This window comes from Marisediminitalea lipolytica (genome assembly GCF_001758465.1).
Classification (GTDB): Bacteria; Pseudomonadota; Gammaproteobacteria; order Enterobacterales; family Alteromonadaceae; genus Alteromonas; species Alteromonas lipolytica.
Window position 1 is genome coordinate 94,396 of sequence record NZ_MJIC01000013.1, and the last position, 19,196, is coordinate 113,591.

17 protein-coding genes and 4 tRNA genes (1 of these 21 running past the window's edge) are annotated in these 19,196 nt (G+C 48.4%); 8 read left to right on the forward strand and 13 right to left on the reverse strand.

From position 1 onward, the window contains the following. The 3 genes from BFC17_RS22715 to gltX all read right to left on the reverse strand — a co-directional run. Positions 1-44 (reverse strand) — tRNA-OTHER (locus tag BFC17_RS22715) (it extends 103 nt beyond the left edge of the window). 190 nt (positions 45-234) lie between these two features. Continuing rightward, positions 235-310 (reverse strand) — tRNA-Ala (locus tag BFC17_RS10780). A gap of 95 nt (positions 311-405) precedes the next feature. Next, the gene (gene gltX, locus BFC17_RS10785; protein WP_070176485.1) at positions 406-1,815 is read right to left on the reverse strand and encodes a glutamate--tRNA ligase; all 1,410 of its coding nucleotides are present in this window, start codon (positions 1,813-1,815) and stop codon (positions 406-408) included. A gap of 258 nt (positions 1,816-2,073) precedes the next feature. On the opposite strand from gltX, the gene BFC17_RS10790 reads away from it, so the two are divergent. The 4 genes from BFC17_RS10790 to BFC17_RS10805 all read left to right on the forward strand — a co-directional run bounded on the left by BFC17_RS10790 (position 2,074) and on the right by BFC17_RS10805 (position 6,958). After that, positions 2,074-2,149: transfer RNA gene (locus BFC17_RS10790), tRNA-Val, on the forward strand. 39 nt (positions 2,150-2,188) lie between these two features. Beyond that, a tRNA-Val gene (locus BFC17_RS10795) sits at positions 2,189-2,264 on the forward strand. A gap of 598 nt (positions 2,265-2,862) precedes the next feature. Beyond that, the gene (locus tag BFC17_RS10800) at positions 2,863-4,497 is read left to right on the forward strand and encodes a tetratricopeptide repeat-containing response regulator (protein ID WP_070176544.1); all 1,635 of its coding nucleotides are present in this window, start codon (positions 2,863-2,865) and stop codon (positions 4,495-4,497) included. A 115-nt stretch (positions 4,498-4,612) separates the two neighbouring features. Further along, entirely contained in the window at positions 4,613-6,958 is a 2,346-nt protein-coding gene (locus tag BFC17_RS10805) for a sensor domain-containing diguanylate cyclase (protein ID WP_070176486.1), read from the forward strand. A gap of 2 nt (positions 6,959-6,960) precedes the next feature. Here BFC17_RS10805 and BFC17_RS10810 read toward each other — a convergent pair whose 3' ends face one another. Both BFC17_RS10810 and moaA read right to left on the reverse strand, forming a co-directional pair. After that, the gene (locus BFC17_RS10810; RefSeq protein WP_229681083.1) at positions 6,961-7,503 is read right to left on the reverse strand and encodes a GNAT family N-acetyltransferase; all 543 of its coding nucleotides are present in this window, start codon (positions 7,501-7,503) and stop codon (positions 6,961-6,963) included. A 2-nt stretch (positions 7,504-7,505) separates the two neighbouring features. Then, positions 7,506-8,471, reverse strand: coding sequence for a GTP 3',8-cyclase MoaA (gene moaA / locus BFC17_RS10815; RefSeq protein ID WP_070176487.1), 966 nt, complete (start codon positions 8,469-8,471; stop codon positions 7,506-7,508). Between the two features lie 123 nt (positions 8,472-8,594). On the opposite strand from moaA, the gene BFC17_RS10820 reads away from it, so the two are divergent. From BFC17_RS10820 to BFC17_RS10830, 3 genes are read left to right on the forward strand one after another with little or no spacing between them, the layout of a single operon-like run. Further along, on the forward strand, positions 8,595-10,376 hold the full coding sequence (locus tag BFC17_RS10820; protein WP_070176488.1) for an ABCB family ABC transporter ATP-binding protein/permease: 1,782 nt from the start codon (positions 8,595-8,597) through the stop codon (positions 10,374-10,376). Between the two features lie 17 nt (positions 10,377-10,393). After that, positions 10,394-10,606: a DUF3820 family protein gene (locus BFC17_RS10825; protein WP_070176546.1), complete on the forward strand. Its 213-nt coding sequence runs from the start codon at positions 10,394-10,396 to the stop codon at positions 10,604-10,606. A 4-nt stretch (positions 10,607-10,610) separates the two neighbouring features. After that, complete coding sequence (locus tag BFC17_RS10830; protein WP_070176489.1) at positions 10,611-10,943, forward strand: hypothetical protein; 333 nt, start codon at positions 10,611-10,613, stop codon at positions 10,941-10,943. A gap of 12 nt (positions 10,944-10,955) precedes the next feature. Here the strand turns inward: BFC17_RS10830 and BFC17_RS10835 are convergent, their stop codons facing one another. Genes BFC17_RS10835 through BFC17_RS10850 form a run of 4 tightly spaced genes read right to left on the reverse strand, consistent with a single transcriptional unit; the run spans position 10,956 to position 14,541 of the window. Continuing rightward, on the reverse strand, positions 10,956-12,299 hold the full coding sequence (locus BFC17_RS10835; protein ID WP_070176490.1) for a class II 3-deoxy-7-phosphoheptulonate synthase: 1,344 nt from the start codon (positions 12,297-12,299) through the stop codon (positions 10,956-10,958). Positions 12,300-12,344: 45 nt separating this feature from the next. Further along, positions 12,345-13,109, reverse strand: a complete 765-nt coding sequence (locus tag BFC17_RS10840) for an ABC transporter ATP-binding protein (protein ID WP_070176491.1) — start codon at positions 13,107-13,109, stop codon at positions 12,345-12,347. Then, on the reverse strand, positions 13,106-14,077 hold the full coding sequence (locus BFC17_RS10845; protein ID WP_070176492.1) for a FecCD family ABC transporter permease: 972 nt from the start codon (positions 14,075-14,077) through the stop codon (positions 13,106-13,108). Before BFC17_RS10845 ends, BFC17_RS10840 begins: the two co-directional genes overlap by 4 nt. After that, positions 14,077-14,541 carry a low molecular weight protein-tyrosine-phosphatase gene (locus BFC17_RS10850; protein ID WP_083271684.1) on the reverse strand — a complete coding sequence of 155 codons (465 nt, stop codon included), beginning with the start codon at positions 14,539-14,541 and terminating at the stop codon, positions 14,077-14,079. Before BFC17_RS10850 ends, BFC17_RS10845 begins: the two co-directional genes overlap by 1 nt. Positions 14,542-14,694: 153 nt before the next feature. Between BFC17_RS10850 and pepE the strand changes: the two genes are divergently transcribed. Further along, a complete protein-coding gene (gene pepE / locus BFC17_RS10855) occupies positions 14,695-15,405 on the forward strand; it encodes a dipeptidase PepE (RefSeq protein WP_070176493.1) in 711 nt (236 codons plus the stop codon). A gap of 4 nt (positions 15,406-15,409) precedes the next feature. On the opposite strand, the gene bioD is transcribed toward pepE, so the two are convergent. The 4 genes from bioD to bioB are packed head-to-tail and all read right to left on the reverse strand — an operon-like array spanning position 15,410 to position 19,128. Continuing rightward, on the reverse strand, positions 15,410-16,075 hold the full coding sequence (gene bioD, locus BFC17_RS10860; protein WP_070176494.1) for a dethiobiotin synthase: 666 nt from the start codon (positions 16,073-16,075) through the stop codon (positions 15,410-15,412). Beyond that, entirely contained in the window at positions 16,072-16,872 is an 801-nt protein-coding gene (locus BFC17_RS10865; RefSeq protein WP_070176495.1) for a methyltransferase domain-containing protein, read from the reverse strand. The genes bioD and BFC17_RS10865 overlap by 4 nt, the downstream gene beginning before the upstream one ends. Further along, a complete protein-coding gene (locus tag BFC17_RS10870) occupies positions 16,859-18,034 on the reverse strand; it encodes an aminotransferase class I/II-fold pyridoxal phosphate-dependent enzyme (protein ID WP_070176496.1) in 1,176 nt (391 codons plus the stop codon). Before BFC17_RS10870 ends, BFC17_RS10865 begins: the two co-directional genes overlap by 14 nt. Further along, positions 18,034-19,128, reverse strand: coding sequence for a biotin synthase BioB (gene bioB / locus BFC17_RS10875; RefSeq protein WP_070176497.1), 1,095 nt, complete (start codon positions 19,126-19,128; stop codon positions 18,034-18,036). The genes BFC17_RS10870 and bioB overlap by 1 nt, the downstream gene beginning before the upstream one ends. Positions 19,129-19,196 lie beyond the last annotated feature (68 nt).

Sequence of the window (19,196 nt, forward strand, 5' to 3'; positions counted from 1 at the left end):
CCGCCGTGAAAGGGCGGTGTCCTAGGCCTCTAGACGAAGGGGACTGAAAATCTGTTTCCGAAAGCGCTGCTTTCGGGATTTTCAGTAAGGCGAATTTTGCTCTGCAAAATGAGCGACCTTAGCCTTACTGATTTTCAAGTCCTGAAGAAGCTGGAGTGTAACTCACGAATTACCAAACTAATAATTCTCAACTTACTTCGGCCTATTCCAAGATAAACATCATGGAAAGAAATTTGGTGGAGCCAGGCGGGATCGAACCGCCGACCTCTTGCATGCCATGCAAGCGCTCTCCCAGCTGAGCTATGGCCCCAAATTGCGTTACGAAGGTCATTGAGTTTTTCGATGACTGTTCCGTGACAGCGGGGCGCATTCTAGATAGCACGCCCCATCATGTCAACGCTTTTTTTAGGAATTTTCTCTGTTTGCTATAAAAGTGAGCGCCTTGTTTATTCTCTCAACAATTTTGTCCTGAGATAACAGATTTAGGGTCACATCTAACGATGGAGAATTGCCGCTGCCGGTTGCGGCAACACGTAATGGCATACCCACTTTACCCATGCCGATTTCCAGTTCTTCGGCAGTAGCATTAATAGCAGCCTGAATATTTTCGGGGTTCCATTCGCTGATAGCAGCCAATTTTTGCTGCACCAGCTCCAATGCTTCTTTTGCAACAGGTCGCAAATGTTTCTTTGCTGCGTTGGCATCAAATTCTTCAAAGTCCTGATAAAAATAGCAGCTGATATCGGCCAGCTCTTTTAACGTTTTAACTCTGTCGGCCTGAATCGCAATCACATCTGTCAGCGCCGGACCATTTTCCAGCGAAATCCCTTGCTGCTCAAAATGCCAGCTTGCGTGACTGGCAACTTCTTCTGCGGGCAGAGTCTTAATATAATGCTGATTTAACCAAATCAGTTTTTCAGTATTAAACGCCGAGGCTGATTGCCCAATCGCATCGAGGCTGAATAACTCGATCATTTCCTGTTCCGAAAAAATTTCCTGATCGCCATGGGACCATCCGAGGCGAACCAGATAGTTTTTTACGGCTTGGGGTAAGTAACCATCGTCGCGGTACTGCATTACGCTTACCGCACCATGACGTTTGGATAATTTCTTGCCGTCGTCGCCTAAAATCATAGAAACGTGGGCATATTCTGGTACCGGTGCACCCAAAGCCTGTAAAATATTAATTTGGCGTGGCGTATTATTAATATGGTCTTCACCACGTACCACATGAGTGATACCCATATCCCAGTCATCTACTACTACACAGAAATTATAGGTAGGTGTGCCGTCTGAACGTTGAATAATCAGATCGTCCAGCTCTTTATTGCTAATTTCGATACGACCACGAACGTGATCGTCAAACACCACACTGCCCTCCAGCGGGTTTTTAAAACGAATAACGAAAGGCTGGCCTTCAGGATGATCAGTACGGTCGCGCCAGGTTCCCGGATAACGCGGCTTTTCGCCATTTTCCTTTTGTTTTTCGCGGATAGCATCCAGTTCTTCAGCTGGCATAAAGCATTTATAAGCTTTACCTTCGTCCAGCATGGTCTGAATAATAGACTTGTAGCGGTCAAAGCGCTCCGTTTGATAATACGGGCCTTTGTCCCAGCTCAGACCTAACCATTCCATGCCATCCAGAATTGCTTGTTTAGCATCTTCAGTTGAACGCTCAATGTCCGTATCTTCTATACGTAAGACAAACTCCCCACCCTGGCTTTTAGCATACAGCCATGAATACAACGCGGTGCGCGCGCCACCGACGTGAAGATAACCCGTGGGACTGGGTGCAAATCTGGTAACAACCGACATGAATAATCTCTACTGTTAATCGTGTTTATAAAAGAGCGCGCATTTTACCAGCCATTAGGCTAAGCCACAAAGTTGCTCAGCTATTTTTCTTTTCAAGGCAGCAAATTGTTCGGAAAAACAGCACAAAATAGCCATTTCGGTTACTTTGTCAACAAACGGACACCGTTCTGTAATTTTTTCTATTTTGGGTGTTGACAGTTTCGCTTCCCTCTCTATAATACGCCCCACTTGCCGAGCACGGCAGGTAACAAAGAAAGCGGACGCTTAGCTCAGTTGGGAGAGCATCGCCCTTACAAGGCGAGGGTCACTGGTTCAAGTCCAGTAGCGTCCACCACTTCTTCGAAGTATTCCAACTTTCTTTATCACAAAATATGGACGCTTAGCTCAGTTGGGAGAGCATCGCCCTTACAAGGCGAGGGGCACTGGTTCAAGTCCAGTAGCGTCCACCATCTCTTTTTTCAAAATTTCCAAAAATCAAAACTTTAATCGAATTAGTCCGTTCACTGGTTCAACAACTTCGTTGCGAGTCACAGCAGACGCCACCATCTCTTTTTTTCTAAAATTTCAAATCTTAAATATCCAGCAGATATTATCCGTCATCTGGTTCAACACCTTCGTTGCGAATCACAGCAGACGTCACCATCTCTCTTTTCAAAACTTCCAAAAATCAGAACTTTAATCGAATTAGTCCGTTCACTGGTTCAACAACTTCGTTGCGAGTCACAGCAGACGTCCACCATCTCTTTTTTCCAAAATTTTCAAACCTAAAATATCGAACCTTAAATATTCAGCAGATATTGCCCGTTAATTGGTTCAACACCCTATTTGCGACACCTTCATTGTAATTAATGGCTAATGCTCACTATTTTCTGGCAGTTTGTTAGTTTAACAACTTAATTTTCCCGACTACTATCGACTTGTCTTGTATTGTTTAGCAAAAGCAGCCTGTCGCTTGTTTTTCGTGACAGTTTTGTATATTCAGGTTTTAATAAGTTTTTTTTCGCATTTGCCGATAAAACATTCAGAAGCCAAACGGATATAATGGTAATGAATTTAAAGTTAGCCAGACAAACTCGGGTATTAGTGATTGACGATCAGGTTCTTGCCAAGGGATACCTGAAATATTCACTGGAAGAACTCGGCTTTCAGAATATCGAATATGCTGACCGTGTCAGCACTGCGCTAACCTACATCCGCCGTAATCACTATGATTTAATAGTGTGTTCCTACGATTTAAAAAATGAGCAGGACGGTTATTTTCTTTATGACCAGTTAAAGGAACATAACGAGCTTCCGCCAAGCACCGCGTTTGTGTTTATCAGTGCCGATACAACAGCTGATATTGTCCACAGTATCGTAGAACTGCAGCCCGATGACTTTTTGGCCAAACCCTTTACCGTAAGAGAATTAGATCGTCGCTTAGGGCGATTACTCACGCGTAAGCATGCATTAAAACCGGTATATCATTTTATTGAGCAGGCTGCGCTGGATAAAGCCCTGCTGGAACTGGAAAACTTTCTTACAGAGCCGAAAAACTCAGAATTTTTCCCATTGGCGTTAAAACTCAAAGGCGAATTGCTGCTGGCCTGTGCCCACTTTGAAGAAGCCAAAGAGTTTTATCAGGCCATTATTAATGTTCAAAACTTTACCTGGGCGCAGCTCGGTCTTATCCGCAGTTTTATTGCCTTGGACCAGGATGAAGACGCCGAAAAACTGGTTATTGAGCTGGCCCTGCGTCAGGACTCTATGCTTGCCGCGTACGACCTCATTGCAGCACTGCAGATTAAACACAAAGAATTCGAAGATGCATTGGAAAGCGTTGAGGTAGCCAGCGAAATCTCACCGCGAAATATTCACCGTCACGCCAAAGCGCTGGATCTGTCCCGCTTAACTCACGATTATGAATCCCAGTTTGAGGCCGCCAAGAAAATTGTCAAAATAGCCAAAAACTCAATTCATGATAAGCCGGAAATTTACTTAAACGTTGCCAGAGCCGGCATCGACTTTGCCATGACCGCAGACGATGAATTAACCAAGCGGCTTATCCGGCAATCCATGGAATATTTAAAACAGCTCAAAAACAATTTTCCTAAAGCGGATATTGACGATCAGTTAAAAGTAATTGATGCCCGCCTGTTATATCTTGAAGACGAAACTGAAAATGCCAAGGCCCTGCTCGACCAGTTAAGCAATGATTCCTGGGAAACCGAAAGTATTGAAGGCTTGCTGGATAAAGCCAAGGCTTTCCATGAAGTGGGTTTTCAGGAGCATGCGTTAAACATTCTGGACCTGATTGAGCGCCGTTGTAATAACGACCCGGCCCAAAGCCAGCTGTTTTTGCAGTATGTTCAACAGGAAAAAACCGAAAAAGCCGAAATCAAACTCAGTCCGAAGGCATTAAACAACAGCGCGGTAAATCAATACCAGCGCGGCGATTTGGAAAAAGCGCTGCAAACGTTTCGCCAGGCGTTTACTATCATGCCCAAAAACCCCTCCATCGCACTCAACCTGCTCCAGGCTGCGGCCATTAACCTGCGGGAAACCAATAGCGATGCCGCCAAGGATGCACTATCGACGCACCTGATCCACAACTGCCTGAAAGCCATTGAGTCAGGCAAACTCACTGAAGAGCAGGAACAACGCTATCAGCGGGTCAGGAAAGTACTCAAAGATTTAACCTGATCTTCAGCCTCAGCTCAAAGCGCTTTTTAAAGTCAAACTTTGCGGTTTCGACTTTTTAGGACTATTAGTTAAGGTAAATATTCCCCCTGAGTCTGAGTTAAACCGAAAAGCGTCTATGAAGAAAAAGGCATTAATAGAGAAGTATCGCCTGCGAAATGACGAATACGACAGCATTCTTGATCAGTTTATTCATTCGATAGCTGAAATGTTTGACATGCCCATCGCTTTCCTTGGGGTTATCGAAGATAACACCCAGTGGTTTAAAGCTAAATTTGGGATCGACATTACCGAAATCCCACTCAATGATTCACTGTGTAAACTGGTGGTAGATTCCAATGATACGGTTTATATCGAAGACACGCTCAACGATGAACGAGCGATAGACAAACCCACCGTAACCGGGCCACCTCATGTTCGTTTTTACGCTGGTGTGCCTTTCAAATTACAGGATACTACTGTGGGTTCGGTATGCCTGGTTGACACGAAGCCACGGGTACTCAGCAATAACGATATAGAACTACTGATAAAATTCAGCCGCCATCTGGCCCAGTGCGTCGAACTCATTTATGCGAACTTACGTACTGAAGACGAACATCAGTTGCTAAATAATTCTCCGGCGGCACTGATTCGTTGGCAGGCGCGCCCAACCATCACTACGTCATATCTTTCACAAAACTTCAGCAAGTTGTTACGTATTGATATTCCCGAGGATATCAGCCAGTTTCAACTGGAAAACTATATTTATAGCGAAGACTTTGACGAATTTATGTTTGCCATGCGCAATCATCATCAGGGCGCTTCGTTTTGTGAATGTGACTTTAGGATCGAAAGTAAAAGTCATGCGCCCGTGTGGTACAAACTGGTATCGCGGGGGATCTTCGACAACAATAATCTTATCGCTATTCAAGGGTTACTATTCAACAATGCTGAACAAAAGTATCTGGAACAGCGCATATTAGAAACCAACGAACGTATGCGATTGCTGTTAGAAGCATCAGGATTAGGCACATCAGACTGGGATTTACAAAACGACAATATGCGGGTTAATAACCGCATGTGCGACATCGTGGGGATGCATCCGGATAGTGTGGATACCAGCATGATGTTTTGGGCCCAACTGGTTCACCCTGCCGACAAAGAACGTTTGCGTGACGCCATTGTCGACAGCTTGATCAGCCCGCAAACGCCCCTGGATATTGAGTATAGGGTCCATTCCGCTAATAGAAGCTACATTTGGCTGGAAACCTATGGCAAAGTGGTTACCCGGGATAAAAATGGCCGTGCCGTTCGATTTGCAATGACACACCGCGATATTACCGAGAAAAAACTGTCAGATTTGGCAGTGGAGCGGCAGCGTCGGTTACTGGGTTTTATCAACCACGCGCAAAACTTATTCGTGGCACAAAAAGATCTGCAATTAGCCTGTGAGCAAATTTTCCCGGAGTTGATTGATTTAGCCGAAAGCGAATATGGCTTTATCGGTAAGGTTCAGTACGAAAACGGCGCGCCTCTGCTGCACATCTACGCCATTTCCGATGTAAGCTGGAGCGAGGAAACCAAGCAGCAATATGAATTGTTTAAGCAGGGCAAGCTACGTTTTACTAACCTGAATAACCTGTTTGGCCACGTCATTACTTCAAGCTCGCCGGTCATTGCGAATGCTCCGAGAAATCATCTTGCGTCTAAGGGAACACCCAAAGGTCATCCGGTTTTGCATCGTTTTCTGGGGCTCCCCATTAAACAATCAGGAGAAACCGTTGGTGTAATAGGCTTAGCCAATAAAGCCGAAGACTACTCACAGAACGACGTCACGTTTCTAACGCCACTGACCGATACTCTGGCTAACCTCTTCCGGGCGGTAGAAGTAGAACAAGCACGTTACGAGGCCGAGCAGCGTTTGGAGCATTTGGCCTCTACGGATTCGCTAACCGGTTTAATGAACCGCCGTGCCTATTTTAATCGCATTCAGTCACTAACCGAAAACGACAGTAACAAACACTGTGTGTGTATTATCGATATTGATAATTTTAAAAAGCTGAATGACACCTATGGCCATCCGGTTGGCGATCAGGTGTTAAAAGAGGTCGCCCGCACGCTGGAACATTCGGTGAGAAACTCAGACATGGTGTCACGCCTCGGTGGTGAAGAATTTGGTTTGTATCTTGAATCTGGTGATGTCCAACAGTGCAGTCAGCTCCTCGATGAACTGATGATGAATTTAACTCATGTTACGGTACAAACCGATAAGGGTGTACTGGACAATATTACCATAAGTATCGGAGCTTCTGTGGTTAGCCGTAACATGCAATCAGCAACGACCTACTTTGATCAGGCAATGAAAGAAGCTGATGACGCCTTGTACGAAGCCAAACGGCAAGGTAAAAACCGCTATCACTGGTATCAAAGAATGAAGGAAGAAAAGCAGGCAAACAACGACATTTCTTCTGCCGTTACCCATTAGCGCTACTGTTTAGCGGTGCTATAAACCTCGACGTCATCGTCAAAAATAGCATCGGTATAACGCTCTGTGCGCACGTAGTGCATACCGAGTTTTTTCATGATATTAATCGATGCATGATTATCCGCCAACGCAATAGCGGAAAAAGTCGTATAGCCAGCCGCTCGCAGCCCCGCAATTACGGCCTTAGCGGCTTCTGTGGCATACCCTTTGCCCCAGCTTTTACGACTAAACCGCCAGCCAAGCTCAAGGTTATGTTCCTGCACATTGCCGGTAAAAAAGCCCATGGGACGCACCAGGATCCAACCCAGCGCTTCACCAGTGTTATCGGCCAGACTAGCTTGCCATAATCCCCAGCCCTTCTCTTCGTTGCTAAAGGATTCAATGCGGGGAATAAAGACCTCATCGACTTCCTGACGGGTAGTTTTGCGTCCGCCAGTCAGAAAACGCATCACCTCTTCGTCCTGATCTATTGCAAATAAAAAATCGCTGTCAGCGGCGGAAATGCGTCGATAGGTTAAACGCTCTGAGGGATGGACAATCACCATGGTTAACCACCCAACATAGAAAGATTACGGGTAATACCGGTAATACCGTCCTGCAAATAATGCGACACTTTTTTATCGGCCAGGCTATCGGTAACAAACGTTTTTACTGCCTCAACATCCCCGGACTGCAACGACTCACGTAAGTCGAGCCCCTGATCGCTGAACAAGCATAAATGCAGCTTACCTAAAGCGGTAATCCTTAAACGGTTACAGCTGTTACAAAAATCGCTGCTGTAGGGCATGATAAAGCCAATATTTCCGACGTAATCAGGATGGGCAAGCTCAATGGCCGGTCCGGCATCCTTTCCTCTGGGCAATGCCTGCCAGCCTTGTTGCCTAAGCGCCGCCAGATAAGGCTCGGCACTGACATGATGGGATTTAAAGAAGGCTTTGTGCTGGCCCGTTTCCATCAGTTCGATAAACCGAACGGTAACCGGCATGTCCTTTAACCAGGCGGTAAAATCCCGTAACTGTGATTCAGCCCACGGGCGCATCAGCACCGCGTTGACTTTCACATTCATGCCTTCCACCAGTGCCGACTCAACCCCATCAAGCACGGCCGCCAGCTTATCCTGACCACTGAGTAACGCAAATTGTGCTGGCTCAAGACTGTCCAGACTGATATTGACCTGTTTTAGTCCCGCCGCTGCCAGTGGCGTTGCCAGCGACGCCAGCTTACCGGCGTGGGTCGTCATGGCCACTTTACTGATCCCTGGCGTAACAGCACAACGGGCCACCACGTCTACGATGTCGCGGCGCAGGGTGGGCTCACCACCAGTAATCCGGATTTTGGACGTCCCCATTTGCGCAAAGGCATTTACCAGGGTATCAATTTCATTTACGCTCAGAAACTGCTGGGCTTCGCCCTGATAACCATCAGGCAGGCAATATTGACAACGAAAGTTGCATACATCGGTAATGGACAAGCGCAAATAATAGAATCTGCGACCAAAAGAATCTTGTAACAAGTCAGTGCCTTAAGGAAAATACCAGTTATGGTTAATAGCGTTTATTAAAGCGTTATCGACCATTCTACCCTATGTCAGCCCACAACATAACCATTGAAAAAATAAGGGTATCAAACAAATCACATGCGCCCACACCGACTCCCGGTCGACCCGGACACTCCAATGCAATGGCAGGTTTTTCGGCAATTATGGCCTTACCTGCTGGAATTTAAACAACGTGTTTTGCTGGCGTTACTTTGCCTCGTAGCAGCAAAGCTGGCCAGTATTGGCTTGCCGTTTATTCTGAAACATACCGTCGATAGTCTTAATGATGACACCGTAAAAGCTCTTGCAGTACCGCTGTCGCTGGTACTCGCCTACGGTGTGCTGCGCTTGTCCAACGTATTATTGGGTGAAGTGAGGGATACCTTATTTGGCCGGGTAACAGAGCGCGCAATGCGACGATTGGGACTGCAGGTCTTCGAGCACTTGCACCGGCTCGATTTAGGCTTTCATTTATCCCGGCAAACCGGCGGCTTGTCACGGGATATTGAACGGGGTACCAGCGGCATCAGCTTTCTGATGCGTTTTATGGTGTTTAATATTGGCCCTACCCTGTTGGAAATCGCGTTGGTAGTGGGAGTATTACTCACCCAGTATGGTGCCTCTTTCGCCATGATTATTCTTTGCTCGGTCATTGCCTATGTGTGGTTCTCCATGAAAGCGACTGACTGGCGTACCGAATATGTCCGCCAGGCTAATCAGGCTGACTCAAGCACCAATACCCGTGCTATCGACAGCCTGCTCAATTACGAAACCGTTAAGTATTTCAATAACGAAAAATACGAAGCCAATCTTTACGACACCAATCTGGCTCAGTGGGAACAGGCCCGGCGCAAAAACCGTTTATCCCTGTTTGCTTTAAACGGTGGCCAGGCCCTTATTATTGCTACCGCAATGACCGCAATGCTGCTTCTGGCTGCCCTGGAAGTAAGCGAAGGCAACATGACCATTGGTGATTTTGTCCTTATCAATGCGTTTACCATGCAAATTTTTATGCCGCTGAACTTTCTGGGCTTTGTCTACCGCGAAATCCGTGGCTCACTGGCCAATATCGAAAACCTGTTTAAGTTACTGGAGACCAGGCCGCAGGTGGGCGACCCGACGGATGCCCGTGAGCTCAGCATTGAGCAAGGACGGATCACTTTTAACAACGTCGGGTTTTATTATCATGCCGACCGCCAGATCCTCAAGGATGTGTCTTTTTCGGTTGAACCAGGTACCAAGGTTGCCGTGGTAGGTGAAAGTGGTGCCGGTAAATCCACGCTGGTAAAACTGCTGTTTCGTTTTTACGATCCGAAAAGCGGCAGTATCGATATTGATGGCCAGAATATTGCCGACGTTACCCAACATAGTCTGCGCCAGCATATTGGTATCGTGCCCCAGGATACGGTGCTGTTTAACGACTCTATTTTCGAGAATATTCGTTACGGCAGGCCGGATGCCAGTGAAGAAGAGGTGAATGAGGCCATTCGCCTGGCCCACCTGGATCAGTTTATCAGTAATTTGCCCGACGGCGCGCAAACCAAAGTCGGCGAACGTGGGCTTAAACTCTCCGGCGGAGAAAAACAGCGGGTAGCCATCGCCAGAGCCATTCTTAAACGCCCTGCTATTCTGGTGTTTGATGAGGCTACCTCGTCACTGGACAGTCAGTCTGAACAAGCCATTTTACGGGCCTTACGGGAAGTCGCCAAAGGCCATACCAGCCTTGTGATTGCCCACCGCTTATCGACCATTGTCGACGCCGACACGATTCTGGTGATGAGCCAGGGTAGAATCATCGAGCAGGGTAACCATGCCACTCTTTTAGCTCAACAAGGCATGTATGCCGGCTTGTGGCAGGCCCAACAAAAACAGGCAGATTAACCATGAGCGAAGACATGATGGACCCGGCGGCCCTGAAAGAAGCCATTAATCAAACCATGCCTTTTGGTAAATATGCCGGCCGCAAATTACTGCAATTGCCGGAGCCCTATTTAGTCTGGTTTGCCAAACAGGGCTTCCCTGACGGCAAGCTGGGCAAACAATTAGCGCTGATGTACGAAATTAAGCTTAATGGCATGGAGGGCATGCTGGCCCCTTTGCTGGACGATTAACATTATGGTTTATCATCATAAAAAGTATCAGCAGCAGGAAGCCGATAAACGCAGTCTGTGCCTGCATGAATGCATCGCTCATAAACTGCTGGCGGAGTCGGATTTAATGCCCCGGGTTATTGAAACGCTGGAACAACGGTATCAGCAGAAGCTGTTAAGTTACGGTGCGTATATTAACTGGCAGGTTATTCTGGCCCAGGTAGATACTCCCTCACAATTTATTGCGGCGATGACGGCAACTGACAAAACGACTACCGCGCTGCGGCGAAAAACAATTTTTGTCGGGATCCTCAACGAAAAAGAGCGCAGTGATTGCCTCGCTGCGCTCTTTGAATAGCTGACCGATAAATTACTTAGTACGTAAGTAATTTGAAATCAGGAAGGCCATTTCCAGTACCTGATCGGCATTCAAACGCGGATCGCACTGGGTTTTATAAGCTTCTTTCAGGTCTTCATCGCTGATCTGGTAAGCACCGCCGGTACATTCCGTCACGTGCTGACCGGTCATCTCAAGATGGATACCACCAGCATAAGTGCCTTCGGCTTCGTGAGCCTGGAAGAACTGCTTAATTTCGCTGAGGATGGCATCAAAATTACGGGTTTTGTAACCACTCGAGGCTGAGAAAGTATTACCGTGCATGGGGTCAGAGCTCCATACCACATTACGACCTTCGGCTTTCACGCGGCGTAACAGTCGCGGCAGGTTTGCTTCCAGCTTATCAGCGCCCATGCGGGTAATTAGCGTTAACCGACCAGGATCGTTGTTCGGGTTCAGGGCATCGATAAGACGAATCAGTTCATCTTCTTCCATGCTCGGGCCAACTTTTACTCCTACCGGGTTGTTGATACCACGGAAGAACTCGATGTGCGCATGATCCAGTTGACGGGTACGCTCACCAATCCACACCATATGGGCAGAACAGTCGTAAGGCTTACCGGTTAAGGTATCGATACGGGTCAGTGCCTGCTCGTAGTTCAGCAATAAGGCTTCGTGCGAGGTAAACAATGAGGTTTCGTGCAGCGCTGGCGTATTGGCTCCATTAATGCCAATAACATCCATAAATTCCAGCGTATCCTGAATACGACGGGACAAGTCCACATACTTATCTTTTTGTGGATTGTTTTCCAGAAACGCCATATTCCAGCGGTTGACTTCATGCAAATCCGCCAGACCACCCTGGGCAAAAGCACGCAACAGGTTCAGCGTTGCTGAGCTGCGATGATAAGCCTCAACCAGTCGTTGTGGATCAGGTCTGCGGGCAGCTTCAGTAAACTCAAAACTGTTAATAATGTCACCGCGATAGCTCGGCAGCGTGACACCGTCGATGGTTTCAAAATCTGATGAACGCGGTTTTGCATACTGGCCAGCCATGCGGGCAACCTTGGTAACCGGACAACGGCCGGCAAAGGTCATTACAATTGCCATCTGCAACAATACTTTAAAAGTATCGCGGATTTTGGGTGCGTTAAACTCGTTAAACGATTCGGCACAGTCTCCGCCCTGGAGTAAAAATCCTTTACCTTCGCAAACCTGACCAAGCTGACGACGCAGCTCGCGGGCTTCAGCGGCAAACACTAATGGAGGATAGGAACTCAGGGTTTGCTCAACCTTGGCCAGTTCCGCCTTATCCTCGTATTCTGGCTGTTGCAAAATCGGCTTTGCACGCCAGCTATCTGGTTGCCAGTTATTCACTTAGCACCTCTTTAAAATGGGAAATTTCAAGAAAACAGTCAACATCTAAAAAGCAGTCTTGTTTTTGATAGGAACAAAATAACGCTGATCATCCTTAAGCAGACATTCAAACTGACAGTCAAAGGTTAACCACAGATTCGACAGGTTCAGCACATCACTGGTGGGTCCGTATGCTAGCATCTGTCCAGACTTCGCCAACAATACCGTATCGGCAAAGGTGTTCGCAATATTGATATCATGACAGCTCATAATAATCTGATTGCCAATTTTAGCCAGTGCGCTGAGCCATTTCATCAACACAATTTGATGGCGAATATCCAGCCCTTGCACAGGTTCGTCGAGCACGATTATAGCACTCCCCTGTTGAATTGCTGGCCACACCTGTAACAACGCACGGCTGATCATTATCCGCTGCATTTCGCCGCCCGACATACGGGTTACTGGTTTTTCCAGTAAATCAGCAATATCCAGCTTGCGAATCAATTCGCCGGGAATAGTAGCGCTTTGTGACGGACTAAGAAACTGTAAACATTCATAGCCGGTCAATTCAAACTGAATACTATGCTGCTGAGCAACATAGCAGCGCTGGCCGGACAAGGCCGACAAGGTAGAATTAAACACATTGGTGGCGCCCCAAAGCACTTCACCGGCCGAAGGTTCAGCCAGACCAGCCAGCACCATTAGCAATGATGACTTACCGGCACCATTGGCCCCCAGCAAACAGGTCACCCCGGGTTGAATAAGACTAAAAGACACATTATTCAACCGCCCCGCCAGGGAAACCTTATTAACGGTAATCGGCACGCTCATTTAAACTGCCCTTTTAACAGCGCAAAAAGCAGCAGCGGACCGCCAATGGTGGCCGTAACCATCGACACTGGCAAGGAGGCGTAAGGCAGCAAATCTGACACAAACGCCACCAGCAATAACATGGTAGCGCCGCATAAAGCACTGGCCGGTAACACAATCCGGTTATCATTACCCAGCATGAGCCGCAGATAATGGGGCACCAGCAAACCTAAAAATGCGATAGAGCCGGCAATCGCTACCGCACATCCCACTGCCAGCGCACTGGCCAGCAGGATAAACTTTGACTGTTGCTGAGGGTCGATGCCTGCACTACGGGCAACCAGGTCACCGCTGTACAAATAATTCAGTGATTTAGCCCGTGACAAGATAAACAGACAACTGCCAACAATCAGCGGGCCACTCCACAACAATATCCAGCCATCAGCCTGATGCAGGCTGCCCATCACCCAGAAAGTCAGATTACGCATCGACTGGGCATCAGCAAATAAATATAACCAGCCCATTATCGCGCTGGTTAATGTTGTAATCGCAATACCGGCCAGAATCACCGCAGTATTTAAGCCTCGCAAACGGGCAGATAACCGGTAAATGATCCAGGTCGACAATAAAGCTCCGGCAAAACACGCCATTGGCAAACTGTAATGCAGTGTATCAACCATCCATTCTGGCATCAGAATTAAAACCATCGCGGCCGTCAGGCTAGCGCCACTGGCAATGCCAATGATGCCGGGATCAGCCAGCGGGTTACGCAGGACAACCTGCAGTGCCGCGCCACTGACGCACAGTGCCGAGCCAACTAACACCGCCGTCAGCGCCAGAGGAAGTTGTAAATGAGTTAAGATATACCAGCGTGTTGCTGCCGTGGTGTCCGCCTGCCACCAGACGTTAGCCAATACCGCGCAAAACACTACTAATAAAAGAACAAACAGGCAGCCTACAGAGCACTTTTGTATAGCAGAAGTGATCATTAAGCTTTGATCGCCTTAAGCAAACCATCCGAGGCATCTTCAATTAAACTCAGCACCAGCTCAAACCCTTTTTTTCCGCCATAATAGGGATCGGGGACGTCTTCATTACGGTACCCGGCATAATCAAGCATTAACTTAATTTTATGCTGGTACTGCGGCGGACACATTTCTTTCAGGTTTTTCAGATTGCTCTGATCCATGGCCAGGATCAGGTCGAAATGTTCAAAATCGCTATCGCTTACCCGACGGCATTTTAACCCCTGAAAGTTATAACCGCGCTCTTCGCCAGCCGCCTGAGAACGTTTGTCCGGTGCACTGCCAATGTGATAACCATGGGTCCCGGCCGAATCAATTTCCAGATTCAGCCCTGCGACTTTAGCTTTGTGTCGGAATACTGCTTCAGCAGTCGGTGATCGGCAAATATTGCCGAGACAGACAAATAAAACAGCTTTCGGTGATGCCATGGTAATTCCTATCTTTGTATCAGTTATCAGAGTCAGTAATGGTAAAGCTGACCAGAAGGGTGACTTACCCCTCTGCAATGAGCGTGGTATTGTACTTATCATTAGCGTCGAACACTACGCAAAAACCAACGAAATAAATAAAGAGAACGATTAATGCCAACTGAATCAAACCATCATGTACTAATGTTATCCAGTTCGCGAATGGGCGATGAGGACTATCTGGAACATGCCCGCGAAATGATATTTACCCATCTGGATACTGAACAGACGGTTTTATTTATTCCCTATGCCGGGGTTACTCTTAACTGGGATGACTATCTCGACAAAGTACAGCAGGCGTTGCCCGAATTAACCCTGACCAGCATTCACCAGTGCGATGACCCGGTGGCGGCGGTAAAAGAGGCGAAAGCAATTATGGTTGGGGGTGGGAATACCTTTAATCTGCTTTATCAGCTGTACCAGCAACAAATCATTGAACCGCTACAGCAGCTGGTCAGCAAAGGCACGCCCTACATTGGCTGGAGTGCCGGCAGCAATATTTGCGGCAACAGTATTCGTACCACCAATGACATGCCTATTATCGAGCCGCCGTCCTTTACTGCACTTAACTTTTTAAGCTGTCAGCTCAATCCGCACTATACCGATTATCAGCCGCCCAATCACAATGGCGAAACCCGCGATGATCGCTTATTTGAATTTACCCGGTTAAACCCGGACACACCGGTGCTGGCTATCCGCGAAGGAACCGCACTACAATATACCGCGGGCCGCTTAACCTTGTTGGGCGAGTTGGAAGGGTTTTGCTTTGAGGGCGATGAGAAGACCCCTATCGCTCCGGGTCAGGACTTAACCCGGTATATATAGTCCGCTAAGTAAATATGGTGGCTAAACTAGCCGCATCCGGCGCTGCCTGATAAGGCACAATTGCCAGTCTTGGCGCTGGCATCAGCTTATCCAGTGTGGCGAGATTTTCCTCCCAGTATGGCATGTCCGGCGATAAGGTATTGGCAATCCAGCCTTTAATGGTTAAGCCATCGGCCTGGATGGCTTCGGCAGTTAACAGGGCATGATTTAAACAACCCAGGCGCATTCCCACAACGATGATGACATCAAGCGCCAGGGTTTGTACCACGTCACTCATAAATCGCTGCTGGCCAAGAGGTAGCCGCCAGCCGCCCGCACCTTCCATCAACAGCACATCGGGCTGTCTGGCTGCCAGATGATGAAAGCCATCGGCAATGACCTGTTCGCTAATGTGCCTGTTGGCCAGGTCGGCGGCGATATGCGGTGCAATGGCAGGTTCCAGCGCAATGGGATTAATTTCGGCCAGGGTCAGCGGCACGTTTGATGCGGCTTGCATCGCCAGAGCATCTTCATTCTGCCATTCGTTGTTGTGCCAGTCACAACCGGCCGCCACCGGTTTATATCCAATCGCCTTTTTTCCCGCCACTGCCACAGCGCGAATAAGCGCGGTAGTGACATAGGTTTTGCCAACTTCAGTGTCGGTACCTGTAACAAAATAAGCCTGCGTCATAGCAACTTCTCCAATGACAGGTGCAGCACTTTATAGGTATTGGTTAACTGACCATTGCCGGCTGCTAACATTTGCCCTTCCAGTGCTTTCAGATCGCAGCGGCTCAATGGTTGGCTGGTAGCCTGATTAGTAGAGCTGCCAGCGCCAATACATTTTATCGAGCGTAGTAACGGCAGAACACTGTCAAACCGGTCCGGATAATCCAGCGTATTCTGATCACCACAGGCAAGCCCGGCTTGTTTAGCTGCGTTCAGCCAGTCAATTGCCGAAAACAGCGGATTAATACGCAGTGTCACGCCACTGCCTGCACAGCCCTGGCGTAATTCGCCAAAAGAACCCTCAACCATAATAGCCAGTTCGGCCTTACCGCCGGGTTGTAATACCCGTTTAATCTCCTGCATTGCCACTAACGGGCTGCGACACCACTGGAGTACCATTGAAGAAAAAACGAGGTCAAACTCATCTGCCTGCCAGGGTAGCTGCTCCGCATCGCCCTGAACAAAGCTGAGCATCGGGTAATTTGCGGCCGCCTGGGCTAACATGCCCGGCGCAATATCCAGCCCGGTGGTTTGTTGTGAAATCAGCCCCAGTTGATAGGTATGACGACCGGTTCCACAGCCAATATCCAGCGCTTTTGTAGCTTTTGCGGTCGTTATCCGCGCCAGTGCAGAACCGGCAATAGCAGATTGCACCGTTGCCAGCGTATCATACTGCCTGGCAGCGGCACTGAAACGTTTTGCCACATCCTGTTTTTGGGTGGCCTGTTGCACGCATTCCTGCGGCTCAATCAGCGCCACGGCCCAGCTCCTGTCGAACCAGACAAAGCGCATCCACCAGCGCAGCAATATCCTGTTCTGAATGCACCGCGCTAAGGGTGATACGTAATCGGTCTGCCCCCTTTGGTACGGTTGGGTGGCGCATTGCCGGCACCCATAATCCGCGTGCAGCCAGCGCTGCCGAATATTGTCTGGCAAGTTCTGGTTCGCCAATAATCAACGGCTGAATAGCACTGTCTGACTCGAGCAGCGTCAGCCCTTCCTGTCGGGCTTTGTGTTTAAAGTTCGCGATATTGCCGTGCAGCTGTGCTCGCTTCGGGCCGGTAGTCACGCAATTTAACGCATAGATAGTAGCCACCGCCTGGGCCGGCGGAAAAGCCGTGGAATAAATATAATGGCGGGCGTAATTCACCAGATAATCTATCAGGCTGTGACTACCTGCAACAAAAGCGCCGGCGGTGCCAATAGCCTTACCAAAGGTGCCCATAACAATCTGGCAATTATGCTGGTTTAAGTCGTATTGTTCTACCGAGCCTAACCCATGCTCACCGGTGACTCCAAAGGCATGGGCGTCATCCAGCATCAACCAGCTTTGCGATTGTTGCGCCGCACTGACCAGCTCAGCAATGACAGGGCTGTCGCCGTCCATACTAAACACGCCCTCGGAAGCGATTAACCGATTTGACTCTTGTGCTTTGGCCAGCAGCGTTTGCAGGTGTGTCATGTCATTATGCGCAAATCGTTTCAGCGTGCCATTACTGGCAAGCGCCCCTTCGATAAAGGAAGCATGCATCAGCTTATCGGCAATAATTTCGCCGGAGGATGCAAACAGCGCCTGACAAATCGCCTGATTAGCAGCAAAGCCGGAATTAAACAGCAGCACTGCGTCGTACCCCAATGCTTCGGCCAGAGTGGCTTCCAGCTCGCGGTGCGCCACACTGTAACCTGTGACTAACGGCGATGCGCCACTGCCCGCGCCAAACTGCGCCAGCCCCTCTACCCAGGCTTGTAACACGCCCTGATCGTGACGTAGACCAAGGTAATCATTACTGCCAAAATTAAGATAGTGCTGACCATCAATGGCAATAATGCCGTCACGCTCGTAATCGATACAGGTACGCTGACGATAGTAACCCTGCTGCTGTCGCTCGTTTAACTGCGAGTCAATATAATCAAAGGCCATTACGCAGTCTCGGTCTGCCCTTTTGCGGTCGCGTCGTAAAATAACTCTGACTGGGGCATGCTTTGCTGTTCAATCGCTTCTGCTAAAGCCAGCTGATGCGCTTCATCGGAATATTCACGAGTGCGCTCTGAATTAATGCCCAGCTTTTTAAATAACACCACGTCTTCGTGCGTATCGGGATTCGATGTGGTCAGTAATTTACAGCCGTAGAAAATAGAGTTGGCCCCGGCCATAAAACACAACGCCTGCATCTGCTCGTTCATTTGCTCACGGCCAGCAGACAGTCGTACATGGGATTTCGGCATCATAATGCGCGCCACGGCAATGGTACGGATAAAGTCGAAAGGCTCCATGTCGTCCAGTTTATCCAGCGGTGTGCCGTCAACTTTCACGAGCATGTTAATCGGAACACTTTGTGGTTGTTCGGGTAAATTGGCCAGCTGAATGAGTAACGATGCCCGATCGGCAACGGTTTCGCCCATTCCCACAATACCGCCAGAACACACATTCATTCCGGCATCGCGCACATTTTGCAGGGTATCCAGACGATCCTGATAGGTACGGGTGGTAATAATGTCACCATAAAACTCCGGTGACGTATCCAGGTTATGGTTGTAATAATCCAGACCAGCCTGTTTTAAAGCCACCGCCTGATCCCGGGTTAACATACCCAGGGTCATACAGGTTTCCATGCCCATGGCTTTTACTTCAGCGACCATTTGGGTCAGGTAGGGCATGTCCCGCTCTTTGGGATTTCGCCATGCCGCGCCCATACAAAAACGGGTTGAGCCGGTTTGTTTGGCTTCTTTAGCGCGTTCAATAACTTTCTCTATTTCCAGCAGGCGTTCTTTTTCCAGGCCGGTATCGTAGCGGGCACTTTGCGGGCAGTACTTACAATCCTCCGGACAAGCGCCGGTTTTAATAGATAACAGGGTACTTACCTGCACCTGATTAGGATCGAAATGCTGACGATGAACGACCTGCGCTTTAAATAACAAATCGTTGAATGGCATGGCATATAATGCCTCCACTTCTTCACGGCGCCAGTCGTGTCGAACAACCGCTTCAGTGCTATTATATTGTGCTGCCGGCATGGCCTTTCCTTTACTCTTGATGTCTGGTCGCTTAGTCTATGCACCAACCCTGACTTGTCAATCAAATT